Here is a 15,730-nt window from a genome sequence, read left to right as displayed (position 1 = left end):
CTTGACACCTCAGCTCCTGGGGTGTCTGACACCGCACGAGCTGCGGCACACGGCAGCGAGTCTCGAAGTGGCCGAGGGTGCCAACGTGAAGGCGGTGCCGCCGATGCTCGGGCACGCCTCGGCAGGGATGACGCTGGACGTGTACGCGGACCTGTTCGAGGACCACCTGGACCAGGTCGCGGACCGCCTCGACCGGGGCGGCCGCTAGTGCTGCTGCGGACTCAGTGCGGACGGCCTCTTGCGGACTAGATGCGGACGGCTTGCCAGGCGGCCCGCTCCACGTTTTGGGGCGAGCACCTGCCCCATGCCCCGCGACTGCTGCTCAGGCAGCTCGGGCGCGCACTTCCGGACTATGTGTCACGATCTTGGCCATGCGTCTTCCGTTCGGCCTGCTCGTTGCATCCGTCGCGGCTGGTTTGCTTTCGGTTGCGGCAGCGCTGCTCGCCATGGCAGCCGCGTCGCTGCAGTTCGGCCTGGTCATGCTGCTCGCATTGCTCGGCTACGTGCTGGTGAGTCGGGGTGTGCGCCGCGTGAGGTGGGCCGTCGCCGCCGGTATCGGGCTACTTGCCGTGGTCGCGGCGGTAAGACTGTTCTGGTACCAGGAACAGGTCGATGAAGCAGGCTGGCTGCCACACGGCCAAGGGGTAACGAAGACGGCCATGTTGGCGCGTTGGCAGGAGATGATCGACCGGGAAAGGCTCGCCGCGCTGGGTCTGGCGCTTGGCGTTCTCTGTCTCGCGGCCGGTGCGTTGGCGTTACCGTCACGCGGCAGGCGGCGGGGTGTCGCGACGACAGTCCTCGCGCTGCTGCTACTCGCCTGGTTCGGGCTGAGCGCCGCGCGGGAGTTCGGCCGTTATCCGCTGATCGACCTGCTCGGGGCGGTGTGGCCGGCGCTGCTCGCTGCCCTCGTAACCGTGGGGACATTCGCGCTGTCAGGGTGGCGGACCGACCGGCGTTGGCTGCTCCCGGTGGGGTTGTTCCTGCTGTCACTCGAGGCGGCTCACGCCTACTCGGATCTCGCCGAGCAGTGGTCAGGCTGGTGGGTTATGGCTAACCCTCCCGACGGCGTCCTCCTGACCATAGGGGTGGCGCTGAGCACGCCAACGGAAGGCTTCCCGCAGGTATCGCGCGCCATAGAGGCGGCAATCGCGCTCGCCGGTGCGGGACTGGTGGCCGCCGGCGCATTGCGTAGCTCCCGCGAGGCTGACGCTCCATAGGTCGCGGCCGGGCAAGGTATCTCTCTTGAGGAACGGATCTCCTCGTCGGGCCGTCGTAGGCCGTCCCCCTGGCGGGGAGCGGGTCGCGGTGTCCCATATTCGGTCCCGGGATCACTCCGGGACCTACCAGTGCCCGCCCCCCGTAGCCGCGCTGTCCCACATGGGTTGCTCTGGCCGGCCAACTGCGGCGCACCGTAGCAGGCGGGTACGACGTCGCGCCCCGGTCCCTCATCGCCGTCGACATGGTCACGGCGACCGGGTGATCCGAGGGCAAGCTGGCTTACCCCCGCTGTCCTGATCGAATGGCACGCTAATGGCACGCGCGGAGACACCTCTCGACATCTCACACCACTTCGTCGCCGTCCGCCGACCTCTTGCGGACTGGATGCGGACTACCAGGGCACGCGTGAGGCGCGGCTGCTCGACTCGGTCTGCAAGCCAGGCTTACCGGCCAACTGCCACTGCGGGCGAGGTGTCGGCGAGGCAGCGCGGGCCCGACGCCGGTCTACCCGCGTTCGGCGCAGGCTCCTCTGCGCAGCGCGTAATCGGCCTGCCCCGTGTAGTGCCAGGCGGGGTTGAGTCGCAACGCCAGGGCCGGCGCCTGCCAGGCCCCGCTGGCCTGCTCGATGAGCTCGTATTCCCAGCTGGTCTCGTGAGTCGGCGTAGTACCGTGGCGGAGGAAGTCGGCCAGCCGCTGCAGTTCGGCGGGCCGGTCGAGCAGCCTGCCGTGCAGGCTGGTCACCTCGTACACGGGGAGCTCGGGATAGGCCCCAGGCGGGACGGTAACCGCGTCGGCTATCGGTAGGAACAGGACCATCCGTACGCCCGGCACCGGGCAGAACATGTTGTTGCGGAAGAACGGTGCCTCGTCCATCAGCGACCGCAGGAACGGCTCGTCGGGATCGTTCGGCACCCGGCCGGTGGTGCCGATCAGCGCGAAGATGCCCCGCAGCTGCCAGCCGGAGGCGACGCCCCAGCCGGAGCTGGCCTCCGGCGGCGGATAGTAGATCTGCCCGGCCCGGATGAGCGGGCTAGCCAGCGCCGCCGCTTCGACCGCCGGGTGCGGCATCCGGCCCAGGTAGTAGCGGATGATCATGGCGCCCTCGCTCACCCCCACCAGCGCCACCGGCTTGCCGGTCCGCGCGTGCAACTGATCCACCTGGTCGGCGAGCAACCGCGCGCTGGTCTCCACCGACTGGTGGGTGTCCTGCGCCCGGTAGGGCCTGGGCCGCCCATCCGCCTCGGTGCCCCGATAAGAGAAAAGCGTCAGGGGTGCCGAGGCGAATTCGTGGGCGAGCCGCCCGTCGTAGCTGGTTTCGTAGCCGTCGAGGAACAGCACCGTGTATCGGAGGTTCGCGAACTCCGGCCGGGCGGCGGCGGCCCGCAGCAGCGGCGGGTCCGTCGGGCGCTGGCCCAGCGCCACGATATCGTCTTGAAACACCAGCAAACCCAGGACCAGCACAAACGCCACCGGCGTCACCGGTACGCGCCGCCACCGGACCTGCTCCTGGGTCACCGCGGCGCGCACCACCCGCAGCCACAGCAGGCCATTGGCCGCCCCGGTCAGTGCCACGACCGGAACCGTCAACCAGGACGGAACCCCCCAGACGAGGGCGCCGGCCGCAGTGAGCACGACGAAGTTGAGGATCGCCCAGCCGACCAGGGCAGCCGAGGGCAGCCCGCGCCACCAGCCCGGCACCATCCCACCCCGCTGCAGCAGCGGGGCCAGGACCAGCAGCGGTAGCAACTCGAAGACGATCCACCAGGACAGCGCCACTTCCACGGTGACCAGGGCTATCGCCGCCCACGGCGACAGCAGCACCGTGGCCAGCGCGGAGATCGCCAGGTTACGGCCGGCCAGCCGCCTCCACGACGGGCGGGGCACCTCCGTCGGCCAGGCGATCGCGATCAGCACGGCGCAGAACAGTCCGCGCAGCACGATGGTGGCCAGCAACTCGACGGCGAACCCGATCCACGAGTTGTGGTACACCAGCACCCAGAGCAGGTCGTGGAACGTCCCGTACGGCCAGACCGCGCTGGCCTGGGGCGCCAGGCCGAGCACCGAGGTGAACCGTACGCCGCGCAGCACGGCCGCCTCGATCGCCGGCGGCACGGCGCACAGGATGACCAGCTGCAACAGACGTACCCGGTCGGGGCGCACGGATCCTCCTCGCCGGCGGCGACCGCCCAGGCCCGGCATCACTGCTGCGCCTGATACCCGCACCGCGCCGGAACATTCGTCGCCGCAGCAGGACAATCCCGGAAGGCGAGGAGCCGCTATAGCCGGGGCGCCCTTCCGCAAACTCGATCGTCATTGAAGCTTGACGGGCACCATGCGGCTTCATAGCGGATCTCCTCGTCGGGCAGTCGTAGACCGTCCAGCCTCCCCGGACGGGGGGACAAGGTGGAGCGCCCTACTGGACGAGTCTCAATGGTTGCTTACGACATCCGACAGCACCATCCGCCATGTATGGTCGCGGTCCCCGCAAACGGCCTGCGGGCCCGGCCACGACGGCCGGACCCGCGGCACGGCGTGTTCAGGCGGCGACATTTGCCGCTGCTGCGGCTGTCCGGTAGGCATTCGCGGTGGCACGCGCGGCGCGGGTCCGTTTCCGGTGTGTGGCGGTCGCGGCCAGGTGTGCGGCGGCCTGCGGAGATGCGACGCCGGTGAGTAGCCCGCTTGCCAGGGCGTGGGCGATGCGTTGGTCGATGCGTCGGGCTCGCATGCGTAGGGCGTCGGCGGTGATGCCCATGGCGTCGGCGATCGGTTCGATTGCCCGCCGGCCGAGGCGTAGGTCGATGTAGGGCTGCTCGTCGCAGGCGTCGAGCAGGCCCAAGATGACCGCGCGGCGTATGAGTAGGTCGGGATGGCCGTAGGGGACGGTGGGGGTGCGGGGTCCGATGACGTGCTGGATATCGTCGACCGGCACCGCCTCGCCGGCGCGTTGGCGCAGTGTGTATCCGGCTCGCCATGCGGCCATGCATAGCGATGCGTACGGCGCGGGTTTCGACAGGTCCGTCCGGTCGCGCAGCGCCGTGAGGAACCCGGTGAGGATTTCCGAGTCGATGTCGTGGGCGTCGCCGGACCAGCCGAGCCGCAGTTGGCCGGCGCATCGGCGTAGTGCCGGCATCGCCATGCCGGCCGCGGCGACCACCCACGCCGGCCCCTGCAGCCGGGCGCGCAGGACCAGTTCCCGCCACACGGTGTCACGGGCTGTGTAGGCGCGTGGGTGCTTCAGGAGCCAGTCGCGCAGTGCCGGCAGTGTCATGGAGCTGGCGGGGAGGTCGTTGTCATCGTGCAGCTTGTCGAGATCGAGTGTCATCGGGTTGGGGTCGCGTGTCAGTGCCGCGAAGGCGGCGTTGACGGCGTCCAGTGGCGAGTCGGGCCAAGCGGTGTCGGGCGCTGCCATGTCAACAACTCCTTGTCAGGGCGAGCGTCGATGACGCGTCGATGGGTGTCGTCGGTTGCGGTGACACTGATTGCGCCACGGCGGCCTCACAGACCTCTGACAGCGCAGCTCGCCGCATCGGTGTCAGCGGCAACGGCGGCGACCGTCGCTGTGGCCGGGTGTCTGACACGCCTCGGCAGCGTCGACCGTTTCCGATCGTGGCGATCTGACAGAGCCGCCCTGACCTGGACGTACCCGCCTTTGCTGTCGCCTGGCCGCGGTCTGTCGGCGCGAGCGGACATCCAAGCCGTCGCACTGCCGCCGGGGTCTGACAGTGCGGCGGGGAGTCTGACAGGTACCCCGGTCAGTCCCTCCGAGTCTGACAGCGAGGCCGTTGTCAGGTGTCCCGTCTCAATCAAGTTGCGCGTGTCGCAATGAAGTTGCTCCGACCCGGCTGTTTGTCTCACTAGAGTTGCCCCGGCCTTTCGCCGTGGCACTGGCAGCTGCGGTGTCCGACGGGGTGGTCGCCGCCGTCGCGACGACATGGCGGCGTCTGACAGCACAGGTCGCCCTCGCCATGTCATCGATGCCATTCGCTGACATGGTGGGCATTGTCCGTCACGCTCGGTGTCTGACAGCGGCGTCAGGTATCGCAGGGATGCTCTGACATTCGGCGGCGGCGTCCGTCGGACACGGTCACCCCTCGACCGGCGCGCAAGGCCGGCGGATCTCCTACCAGGGCTGTCAGGTCAGCCCCCTCGGCTGTGAGAGGTCTGTCAGGCCTGGGGGTGTTCGCCGGAGCTGACAGAGCCCGGTTTGAGGGTGTCAGCGCATCACGGCGCGGCGCGGAGCCGACATTCAGATGAGCGAGCACACGCCGCAGCACCACCCAGACCCTGTCCGCCCGGTCGACCCGTGTGTCGACCCGGCCCTGATCGACCTGGTCGCCGGCGACCCGCCGGTGCCGGTCACCGTATGGCGCACCGCCCGCACCGCCGCCGACGCCGGCCGAAGCGTCGGCGCTCGGCTGGCCTACCGGCTCATCGCCGCGTACAGCCGTCCCGGTGAGGTCGTCGTCGACCTCACCGGCGACCACGCCCTCGCTGGCGTCTGCACGGCGGGCGGTCGCCGGCACCATCCGGGCTGGTTCACCGACGCGTCCAGCCTGATCATCGGACCGGCCACCCTGCCGGCCCGCCCCGACCCGGCCGCCCCCTTCGACGGCGGCGGCGACGTGCCGGACATGAGCGTGTGGTTTGGCGACGACCTCACCGAGCCGGACCTGGCCACCGAGCTGCCCGCCACCGTCCCCGGCCACACGTCCCTGGCGGGGGCGACGAGTCTGGTGGTGGCCTGCTGGCCCCTCGATCCCGCCGACGCCACCAACCGGGTGCGGCTGGCGTGGCTGCTGACCGCGTGCGCGCGGCTGCTGCGCCCCGGAGGCTGCCTCGTCCTCGTCGTAACCATCCCCGCCGCGGCAGGTGGGCCGGAGGACTTCACCCCGGTGGCCACCGCCGCCGCGGCTGTGGGCCTGGGCTACCTGCAGCACATCGTCGCCGTCGCCGCCGACACCGACGGCGACACGTTCGTCTACCACGTCACCGACGAGGAACTGCTCACCCTCACCCAGCAGACCGATCAGCGGTCGGCGGTGGCGCACCTGAAGGTCCACGCGGACCTCGTCGTGTTCACGCCCGTCGCACCGATGGCCTCGCCGCGTGAGGGGCGCCGCGACGGGGGTGATCGCCGTGGCTGAGCACACCCCCTCCCCCACCGACCCGAACCAGCCTGAGGACACCTACCGCGGCCGGCATCGGAGCTACGAGGGTCGGCACCGCGACGACGAGAGCCGCCACCGGGCCCCGGACGGGCCAGAGGGCCTGTCGGTGTGGGCGACCGCGCAGCAGACCGGGCCGGTGCAGCGGCGCGGCCGGTACGTGCCCGAGTCGGGCAAGCATCCCGCCCGGATGCTCCCGGCGATCGCCGCCCACGCCGTGCACGCCTACACCCAGCCGGGCGATCTCGTCCTCGACCCGATGTGTGGGATCGGCACCACCCTCGTTGAGGCCATCCACGCCGGCCGCGATGCCATCGGTGTGGAGTACGAGCCGCGGTGGTCGAACATCGCGGACGCCAACATCGTCCACGCCCAGCGGCAGGGCGCTACCGGGCGGGCGTCGGTGGTCCGTGGCGACGCCACCCGCCTGCGGTCGCTGCTGCCCGCGGCCCTCGCGGGGCAGGTCGCCTTGGTGGTGACCTCTCCCCCGTACGGGCCGACCGTGCACGGCCTCGTTCGGCCGGGCGCGGACGGGGTGGCGAAGTTCGACAACACCTACGGCACTGACCGCGGGAACCTCGCCTACCGGGACCTCACCGGCCTTGCCGACGGGTTCGAGCAGATCCTGTCCGGCTGCGCCGTACTGCTGCGCCCCGGCGGCACCGTGGTGGTCACCGCGCGGCCGTGGCGCAAGAACGGCCAGCTGGTCGACCTGCCGTCCGCGGTGATCGCCGCGGGTGTCCGCGCTGGCCTGGTGCCGACCGAGCGGTGCGTCGCGCTCCTCGCGGCGGTCCGCAACGGGCACCTGATCGCCCGGCCGTCGTTCTTCCAGCTCCAGGCCGTGCGCAAGGCCCGCACCGCCGGCACCCCGCTGCACCTGATCACGCACGAGGACGTGCTGATCTTCCGCCGGCCCGGGACTTCCGCGAGTTCAGGAAACCTGAAGGACGCCACCGACGGCGGGGTGGTCGCGTGAACACATCCGCCGCCCGATATCTCAGCCTCGACGCGGGCGCGCAGTCATCCGCACTGCTGCTGCTCGCCGTCCGTGGTGAGATCCCCAGCTTCGTTGCGCTGGACGCCTCAGCCCTCGCCGTCCTCGTTCTCGTCGTCTGGGACCGTCAGCCACTCGCCGGGCAACCGATGCCGCATGGCTTGCACTGCTGCCGGGGTTCGGCCGTGGACCCACAGCCACGTCCCGCCGTCGTCGCGCAGCATCACATCGAGGCCGGCGAACCAGCGGATTGGCGGCCCGTCCATCCCGGCCCAGAAGGGGAAGTCCGGCAACGGCAGGCGTTCGAACGCAGTGCCCAGCGCTCCATGGGTCGCGTCGTCCAACTCCCGGTTGTCGACGTTGCCCTCGTCGGCGGAGAACATCGCCTCGGACAGCACCATCTCGACGAGCGCAAGCGACAGCCGATCCGAGTACGGCATCCAGCCGTCTCCGATGTTCACCACGACCGGGGGGTCGTCCTGGCCGACGGCCCCGGGCGACACGCCCCACGACGCGCAGTGCTGGGCCTCCACGCGGAAGACCAGGACGCCGTCGGCGTCGGTCCGAAGCTGTTCGGGCAGTATCAGACGGTCCTGAGCGGCGGTCAGGTCCCTCCGGCGACCGAACAGCAGGTAAGCCTCACGCAGTGCGGCTGGCAGCAAGATCCCGATGCGGTCTTCGGCCGCCTGCAACCGGCTGGCGTCGACACCGTCGCCCTCGATCACCGGTCGGCCGAATGCCGCGGTCACCGCACGGACGAACTCCCACCCCCGGCGATGGTCCCCTCTCTCGCTACACAGCGGGTGCAGCGCGTCGAGGCCCTCGAACATGCCGCCGACCCTACCGACACCCGGCCTACTAATGCGGCCGTCGCCCGGACCTGTCTCTCGGAACGACCGGCGGCGCAGGGCCGGGCGTCGGGGTGCGGGAGGTGGCGTGAGTGAGCCTCATCCCGCGCCCGTACGACGCCGCAGCGGGGTGCGGATCGGGTCGCTGTGCACCGGCTACGGCGGCCTCGACATGGCCGTCGAGCTGGTGCTCGGCGGCCGGCTCGCCTGGTACGCCGAGGTCGACCGGCACGCCCGCACCGTGCTCGAGCACCACTGGCCCGGCGTGCCCAACCTCGGCGACATCCGCACCGTCGACTGGACCCGAGTCGAGCCCGTCGACGTGCTCACCGCCGGATTCCCCTGCCAGGACATCTCCAACGCCGGCAAACGAGCCGGCATCACCGGTATCCACAGCAGCCTGTGGACAAGCGTCGTCGACGCTGTTCGCGCACTTCGACCGCCGCTCGTGTTTGTGGAAAACGTCGCCGCGCTCCTCCGCCGGGGTTTCGACGTCGTCGCCGCCGACATGGCCGCGCTCGGGTACGACACGAGCTGGACGTGCCTACGCGCATCCGACATCGGCGCCCCGCATCGCCGCGACCGGCTGTTCCTGCTGGCCACACGCGCCGAACTCCTCAAACGGGGTGCGGACGTTGCCGACGCCGTGCGCACGTGACGGCAAAGGCCCCGGCCACCAGCACGGTCTGCCCGACCTCATCGAACCCGGCGGCACCAGCCACGGGCTGCTACCCACCCCGCGGGCGAGCGACACCGGCACTCCCGGACGACGCGCCGGCAAGGGTTTCCGGCCGCCGCTGTCGCAGGTGCTGCTACCCACACCGCGCGCCTCTGACGGGGAGAAAGGCTGCCCCGGGCAGCGGGGCTCACACGGGGACCTCACCCTGCCCTCGGCAGCGGTACGTGTCCCCCGCAACCTACCCACACCACGCGCCTCCGACGGACGCGGACCCGGCCGGCACGGCGACGGCGGCAACGACCTACGCACCACCGTCGCCGGCCTCGGCCAACTCGACGACGAGCGGTGGGGCGCCTATGCCGCCGCCGTCGCCCGTTGGGAACTGATCCTCGACCGTCCCGTCCCCGAACCAACCCAGACCGGTCGGCACGGCAAGCCCGTCCTCGCCCCACCCTTCGTCGAATGGCTGATGGGACTCCAGCAAGGGCATGTCACCGCCCTCGGACTGCCCCGCACCCTCGCGCTGCGCGTTCTCGGCAACGGCGTCGTCCCCCAGCAAGCCGCCGCCGCGCTACAGCTCCTGCTGTGCCCACACCGCTGGCACATCCCCGCGTGAAAATCCTTGAGCGCCGTCAAGCGCCTCGTGCCGTCGCCCGGTCACGCAGCCCGCCTCCGGTCAATCAGGCAGAGGCCGCAGGCTGACGGTCTGGCCGATGCCGCAGCACCGCTAGGCGCAGTTGCGCAGCCGCGTGTGGCACGCGCTGCACGACCCCGCTAGCGAAACGCCATTAACGCCGACGCCGCGAACATGGCCCTGGACGCCGTGGCGACGCCACCTGCCCGTGACGGCCGTGGGACGACGCCTGCCGTGACGCCAGCCCAGCCGGCCGGGGCGTCCTTCCTAACCGGTCCGACGCCTGGCCGCATGTGGCTGCCGACAGCTGATCCCAGAAGCCGGTCGACGACTTGATCTAGGCGCGAAGTCGGGCGTCACTCGTGCCGGCCGCCGCTGCGGCCTACCCGGCAGCGCACCTGTCCCCACAGCGCTGGCCAGGGTGGCGGCCACCCGAAACCGGCCCCGTCCATGAAGGAACTACCCGATGAACCAGCCGCACCGCCACCGCATCCCCCCACCGTCACCGACGTCCTGCTGTGGCGGCTCGCCACCGACGTCGCTTCCGCCCACCTTCCCCACACCCACCGTCCGAGCCGCTGTGCCAACTCGCGCTGCGTCGGACAGCCATGCCCATGCTCGCCAGCGCCCGACGCCCACCACGCCTACCAAGTGGCGACCCATCGCCGATCGTTCGCACGAGGCCGAAAGCACATCACTCCCCGACCACCGCCGCGCGGACCAACTTGTTCGGCCCCGCACGACCGGGAACCCCTCACAGCGGCCACTGCCCACACCGCATGCCGCCTGATGGCCTGCTCACCACACGCGGTGACGTCAGATCCGGACCGCCGCCGAACCCGCGGCACACGTCTCAACGCTTCCGCATAGCCGTCGGTAGGCCCTGTCGATGCCTCAACGCCGACGCCAAGCGTGGCCGCCACCCAGCGGCGCGGCCCGGAGCAGGGGCATCTGCTGCTCGACCCGCGATTCCGCACACGCGATCTCCGCCCGTCAGCCGCACGCAGGGCTCCGGGCGGCGGCGCCCTGTGAACCCCTGACGAACATTGGAGATTCCGCCCCGCCATGAGCATTGAAGCTGTCTCGTGGGCGCTCGGCCACGCCCCGGACGTCCCACCGCAGTGCCTCGCCGTCCTCATCGGCCTGGCCAACCACGTCGACGCGGCCGGCCGTGCCGCGTTCCCCTCCCAGGAACGCCTCGCTCACTACGCCCGCAAGACCGTGCGATCCGTGCGCCGCGACCTGGACGAGCTGGAACGCCTCGGCCTCATCCGCCGCGGCGACCAACGCCGCACGGCGTTCCTGCCGGCGGACCGCCGGCCCGTCGTCTGGGACCTCGCGACGCACCGCCGCCGCCCACTACCGGCAAGCCTCGGCCCGGTCGCCGAACCGCAACCCGGCCACCCGACCGACGTCCACAACCCTGTGGATAACCGGGAGGACGTCCACGTCCCCCCGGTTGTCCACCGGCCGGACGCACACGTCCAGACGGCCGGACGTACACGTCCGAACGACCGGACGCACACGTCCGACGAACCGTCCTTAACCATCCATAACCAAACACGCGCGCGCCCACGGAGCGGCATCACCTCACCGGCCGGCGTCCGGGCTCGGCAATGTCCCCAGCACCGCGGATCGCCAGCGCACAACTGCGGGCCTTGTCGGGCGGAGCGTCTCGGGCGTGGGCCCAACGACGGCCTGCCCACTAGCCAGCGCGCCGTAGATAACAACCTGCGGCCGACCACTGCTCCAAGCGCCGCACCATGTGACCGCCGCCGCCCAGTAGGTCCGCCCAAGCAGATGGTGGACGGATCCGCTGCCTCGACGCTACATCGCAAGCGCCGTGATCATGATGCCGGCGACGGCCTTACCCGCTGCGGTGCGACGAAGATCAGCACACTCCGCCCTGCCGCCGCCCACGCTACGAAGGAGCGGGTACGGAGCGTGAGGATCGCTGGCGAGCGGCAGCGCTCGGTCAGCAGCAGTGAGCGTGCATCGCCGTCGAGGTCTCGCAGCTGTATCTGGCCATCCCCGCGCCCGATAGGTCCTCGGCCCGGCCCTAACCACCGCCGACCGGGATCAGATCCTTGCCCACCTCCACCGCCACGCCCATCCCGATCCAACTGCGTAGGCATGATCCCGCGCCTGATGACGGCATCGATGTCGTACCCGAGCAGTAGTTTGTGCAGCAGGTCAGCTCAAGTCGGGCAAGTCTGCGCCGCGCCGCCGCGGGCGTGGGCAGCGCGAATTCAAGGAGGTCGGCGATGGCCAGCCCCGGTGTTACAGGTCTTGACGACCGGGTCGACGCCGTCGACCCGGTCGTTGACGCCGCGCGCGCCGAGCCCTTCGATTCGGTGCAGGCGTACCGGTCAGCGATCGCCGACGTGCGGGCGGCCGCCGCGGTGTACTACAGCGGGCCGGGCATGGTCATGGACGATGCGACCTACGACGCATTGTTGGCGCGGGTCGCCGCGACCGAGGCCGCCCGCCCGGAGTGGAAGGCCGACGACTCCCCGACGGAGGTGGTCGCGGGCGGCGCCGGTGTGATTGGCGACGTCGAGCACAGCTCGCCGATGCTCAGCCTGGACAACGTGTTCGATGAGGAGACGCTGCGCAAGTGGGCCGTCCGGCTGGAGCGGTTGCTGGGCCGGCCGGTCGGTGGGTACACGGTCGAGCCGAAGATCGACGGTCTGGCGGTCGCTGCCCGTTACGTCGACGGGCGGCTGACCCTGGTCGCCACCCGCGGTGACGGGCGGGCCGGTGAGGATGTAACCGGGCAGGCCCGGCGGGCGGTCGGGTTGCCTGCCCGCCTGGCGGAACCGTTGACGGTAGAAGTGCGCGGCGAGGTGTTCATGACCGACGCCGACTTCGCCGCCGCCAACGTGCTGCGGACCGGTCACGGCGAGCCGGCGTTCGCGCACCCCCGCAGCGCCGCGGCCGGTACTTTGCGCGCGCAGGACCGCGCTTACGACGCGCCGCTGTCGTTTCTGGCGTACGCCGTACACGGCCTCGACGGCGCCGACGGTGAGCCGGTGCCGCACTCGGTGGCGATGGCCCGCGTCGGGCGGCTCGGCGTCGCGACGACCGCGACCTCGGCGGCGGGGATGCCGCTGTGCGCGAGCGTCGACGAGGTCATCGCCGCGGTGGAGGCTCTGCGCTCCCGCCGTGGGGAGCTGGGGTTCGGGGTGGACGGGGCGGTCATCAAGGCCGACCAGCCCGCCGACCGGGACCGGGCCGGCTTCTCCAGCCGGGCACCGCGGTGGGGCATCGCCTACAAGTTTCCCGCCGACACCCGCACCACGCGACTTCTGCGCATCGAGGTCCAGGTCGGCCGCACCGGCGTGATCACCCCGGTCGCTGTGCTCGAACCGGTCGTCGTCGGTGGCGTCACCGTCGCCTCCGCCACTCTGCACAACTTCGACGACCTGGTCCGCCGTAACGTCCGGGCCGGTGACACCGTGTTCGTGCGCCGCGCCGGCGATGTCATCCCCGAGGTCACCGGTGCCAAGCTCGATGACCGGCCGGCCGACGCCGCGCCGTTCGAACCTCCGATGGTCTGTCCCCGCTGCGGCGGCGACATTGACCGCTCGCAGAAGCGGTGGCGCTGCACCCGCGGTCGGGCCTGCGGTGCGCACGAGTCCCTCGCGTACTACGCCGCCCGCGACTCGATGGACATCGAAGGACTCGGCGACAAGATCATCAATGTGCTGGTGGCGGCCAAGCTCGTGACCGACCCAGCCGACCTGTACGACCTTGACGTGCCCACCCTCGCCGCGCTCGACAGGATGGGTGAGATCTCCGCCGGCAAGCTGGTAGCCAACATTCAGGCATCGAAGGACCGTCCGTTGTCGCGGGTGCTGACCGGCCTCGGGGTACGGATGACCGGCCGGTCCATGTCCCGGCGGCTGGCCCGACACTTTGGCACCATGCAGGCCCTGCTCGACGCCAGCGTCGACAACCTCCAACAGGTCGAGGGCGTCGGCCCGGAACGCGCTGTCATCATCGCCGCCGAGCTGGTCGAGCTGACCAGCGTGATCAACAAACTCGGCGCGCGCGGGGTGAACCTGACCGAACCCAGCGCCCCGGCCGTCGCCGCCCCGGCCCCGGACGGCGCAGCCGCCCGTCCTCTCCCGCTGCAGAGGCCCGACGGAACCCCGCTGACCGTCGTCGTGACCGGCACCGTCCCAGGCCTGACCCGCAACGAGGGAAACGAGGCCGTCGAAACGCTCGGCGGAAAGCCCTCCGGATCGGTGTCCAAACGTACCGACATGGTCGTCGTCGGCGACGGCGCCGGCACAAAAGCCGACAAGGCCGAGCATCTGGGCATCCGGATCCTGCCCGCTGACCAGTTCGCCGCCCTACTACACGCCCACACCACCGGGGACATCGACACCATCAGCAGGATCCTTGCCTGAACCGAACAGTCGATCTCACATGCTGCCCACAGCGTCCAGGGGTCGTCCGTCCAAGATTTCCACGACCTTCCTGCCGCGCTTCGCCGGCCGGCCACACTGCGTCTCGGGCTGCCACGCGTGGCCTCCTCACCACCATCGTGGTCACTCGGCCGCTGGTCAGAGCGCCGGACAGCCGGCATCCACGTTACGAAGAGACCTACCCACGACGGGGTGGCCGGGTCCCTATCAGCGGTCCGCCGACGCCACCCGACCCGGCGACAAGGCTCCGGAGAGCTTGCCGCGCTCGAGCCGGGCGTAGTCGCAACCGGGTGACGCCCGACTTCCCGACCGGACACGGCAACCTTGGCATGCCCACGGCATCACCGGCCCGCTCGCCCTGCTCAGCTTCGCCGCGACAGCCGGTGTGGTGGTCGACGGGCCGGCCGCCGCGATCCGCCGCGTCAGCACCTTCCTCACCACATGGCAGCAGGACGCTCCGACGGACCTTGGTGGCCGCAGTGGCTCACCCTCGACGCCTCTGGCCGGCCCCGCCCCGCGCAGGACGCGCCTGGCCGCCCGTCCTGGTGCTATGGCACCCCCAGGGATCGCCCGCGCGCTGCAACTGGCCGGGATCGCCCTGCACGACGCCGCGCTGCTCGACACCGCCGAGCGGGCCATGGCCGCCTGCCTAGCGCCCGGCCAGCTCGGGCTGCTCGTCGACGGCAGCCTCTGCCACGGCTGGGCCGGGCTGCTCCAGGTCGCGGCCCGTTTCGCGCGGGACGCTCGCACAACGCATGTCGCCGACCGCTTGGCGGAGCTGGCCGGGCCGCTACTGTCCGGAAAGGACCTGACCGACGGGCAGACCGGGCTATTGGAGGGGAACGCCGGCGTGGTGCTGGCCCTGCACACTGCGGCCGCGCAGAATGCTCCCGTCTCGGACTGGGACGCCTGCATGCTCCTCACGTGACCATGGGAGGCAATGCCGTGGACGTCGACAGCGACACGTAGGGGCAACTCAACGTCCAGGTCACCGACGCTGGCACGGAGTTGGCGGTGGCGACCACCTTGGCGCGGCAGCTCGCCGAGGCCGAACGGTACGGCGTGATCGCCGCCTGGTTCTTCATCCGCAAGATGGGCTGGTGGCGACTGCGCTACCAGCCCGGCCCCGACGAGCCGATGGAGGCCGCTACCGCGGCTATCACCGCGTCACTGGCGTACCTACGGGCCGAAGACAGCGTCGGTCAGTGGGTGCCGGTGATCTACGAGCCCGAGGTGCACGCGTTCGGCGGCCTGGACGGCATGCGCGTGGCGCACCAGCTCTTCCACCACGACAGCCGGTCGGTGCTCGAGTACCGGTGCGGCGCCGCCGGCGAGCGTGACCGCCGCAAGGAGCTGTCCCTGCTGCTGGGCACCGCGCTGCTGCGCGCCGCTGGCCTGGAGTGGTTCGAACAGGGTGACGTGTTGGCCCGGGTCGTCGCCGCCCGGCCGGTCGACCAGCCGCCGACCCGGCCCGCGCAGCTTGCCGCTGTCGTGGCCCGCTTCCTGGCCGTGGACACATCCCCGGACAGTCCGCTGTTCAACGGCGGAACGCTGGCGTTCGCTGGCGACTGGATGGCCGGGTTCCGGACGGCCGGCGCCGCACTCGGGGACCTGGCCCGCACCGGTCGGCTGACCCGAGGGCTACGCGCGGTGCTCGCCTACCACGTGCTCTTCGCGTGGAACCGCATCGGTCTGCGCTACGACGAGCAGCACGCCCTGGCCTCGACCGCCCGAGACGTCATCCTCGGCGACTGAGGGG

General features: G+C 70.9%; 11 protein-coding genes and 2 pseudogenes. 10 read left to right on the top strand and 3 right to left on the bottom strand.

Annotated elements, in window-relative coordinates:
* Together A6A27_RS33090 and A6A27_RS33085 are read left to right on the top strand one after the other, a co-directional pair.
* The coding region (locus tag A6A27_RS33090) for a tyrosine-type recombinase/integrase (protein ID WP_158074104.1) at positions 1–208 on the top strand (208 nt) is incomplete at its 5' end.
* Between the two features lie 163 nt (positions 209–371).
* Positions 372–1,217 carry a hypothetical protein gene (locus A6A27_RS33085; RefSeq protein ID WP_073838591.1) on the top strand — a complete coding sequence of 282 codons (846 nt, stop codon included), beginning with the start codon at positions 372–374 and terminating at the stop codon, positions 1,215–1,217.
* A 505-nt stretch (positions 1,218–1,722) separates the two neighbouring features.
* On the opposite strand, the gene A6A27_RS33080 is transcribed toward A6A27_RS33085, so the two are convergent.
* Both A6A27_RS33080 and A6A27_RS33075 read right to left on the bottom strand, forming a co-directional pair.
* Positions 1,723–3,378, bottom strand: a complete 1,656-nt coding sequence (locus A6A27_RS33080) for a hypothetical protein (protein ID WP_083673073.1) — start codon at positions 3,376–3,378, stop codon at positions 1,723–1,725.
* A 376-nt stretch (positions 3,379–3,754) separates the two neighbouring features.
* Positions 3,755–4,627, bottom strand: coding sequence for a hypothetical protein (locus tag A6A27_RS33075; protein ID WP_073838589.1), 873 nt, complete (start codon positions 4,625–4,627; stop codon positions 3,755–3,757).
* An 841-nt stretch (positions 4,628–5,468) separates the two neighbouring features.
* On the opposite strand from A6A27_RS33075, the gene A6A27_RS33070 reads away from it, so the two are divergent.
* Both A6A27_RS33070 and A6A27_RS33065 read left to right on the top strand, forming a co-directional pair.
* Positions 5,469–6,362: a hypothetical protein gene (locus A6A27_RS33070; RefSeq protein WP_073838588.1), complete on the top strand. Its 894-nt coding sequence runs from the start codon at positions 5,469–5,471 to the stop codon at positions 6,360–6,362.
* Positions 6,346–7,359: a TRM11 family SAM-dependent methyltransferase gene (locus A6A27_RS33065; RefSeq protein ID WP_073838598.1), complete on the top strand. Its 1,014-nt coding sequence runs from the start codon at positions 6,346–6,348 to the stop codon at positions 7,357–7,359. The genes A6A27_RS33070 and A6A27_RS33065 overlap by 17 nt, the downstream gene beginning before the upstream one ends.
* A 107-nt stretch (positions 7,360–7,466) precedes the next feature.
* Here A6A27_RS33065 and A6A27_RS33060 read toward each other — a convergent pair whose 3' ends face one another.
* A complete protein-coding gene (locus A6A27_RS33060) occupies positions 7,467–8,207 on the bottom strand; it encodes a hypothetical protein (protein ID WP_073838587.1) in 741 nt (246 codons plus the stop codon).
* 106 nt (positions 8,208–8,313) lie between these two features.
* On the opposite strand from A6A27_RS33060, the gene A6A27_RS33055 reads away from it, so the two are divergent.
* The 6 genes and pseudogenes from A6A27_RS33055 to A6A27_RS33030 all read left to right on the top strand — a co-directional run.
* Positions 8,314–8,883 carry a DNA cytosine methyltransferase gene (locus tag A6A27_RS33055; protein WP_241825569.1) on the top strand — a complete coding sequence of 190 codons (570 nt, stop codon included), beginning with the start codon at positions 8,314–8,316 and terminating at the stop codon, positions 8,881–8,883.
* On the top strand, positions 8,852–9,520 hold the full coding sequence (locus A6A27_RS33050; protein WP_073838585.1) for a hypothetical protein: 669 nt from the start codon (positions 8,852–8,854) through the stop codon (positions 9,518–9,520). Before A6A27_RS33055 ends, A6A27_RS33050 begins: the two co-directional genes overlap by 32 nt.
* A 1,083-nt stretch (positions 9,521–10,603) precedes the next feature.
* A pseudogene (locus A6A27_RS47775) lies at positions 10,604–10,798 on the top strand (helix-turn-helix domain-containing protein); the annotation flags it as partial.
* Positions 10,799–11,802: 1,004 nt separating this feature from the next.
* Positions 11,803–13,953 (top strand): NAD-dependent DNA ligase LigA, encoded by a 2,151-nt coding sequence (gene ligA, locus A6A27_RS33040; protein ID WP_083673070.1) that lies wholly within the window; start codon positions 11,803–11,805, stop codon positions 13,951–13,953.
* Positions 13,954–14,311: 358 nt separating this feature from the next.
* Positions 14,312–14,899: a lanthionine synthetase LanC family protein gene (locus tag A6A27_RS33035; RefSeq protein ID WP_083673069.1), complete on the top strand. Its 588-nt coding sequence runs from the start codon at positions 14,312–14,314 to the stop codon at positions 14,897–14,899.
* Positions 14,900–14,967: 68 nt separating this feature from the next.
* Positions 14,968–15,726 (top strand): annotated as a pseudogene (locus tag A6A27_RS33030) (thiopeptide-type bacteriocin biosynthesis protein); the annotation flags it as partial.
* Between the last annotated feature and the right edge of the window lie 4 nt (positions 15,727–15,730).

Origin of the sequence: Micromonospora sp. CB01531 (assembly GCF_001905095.1) — a bacterium.
Classification (GTDB): Bacteria; Actinomycetota; Actinomycetes; order Mycobacteriales; family Micromonosporaceae; genus Micromonospora.
This window is presented reverse-complemented; position numbering and strand designations above follow the sequence as displayed.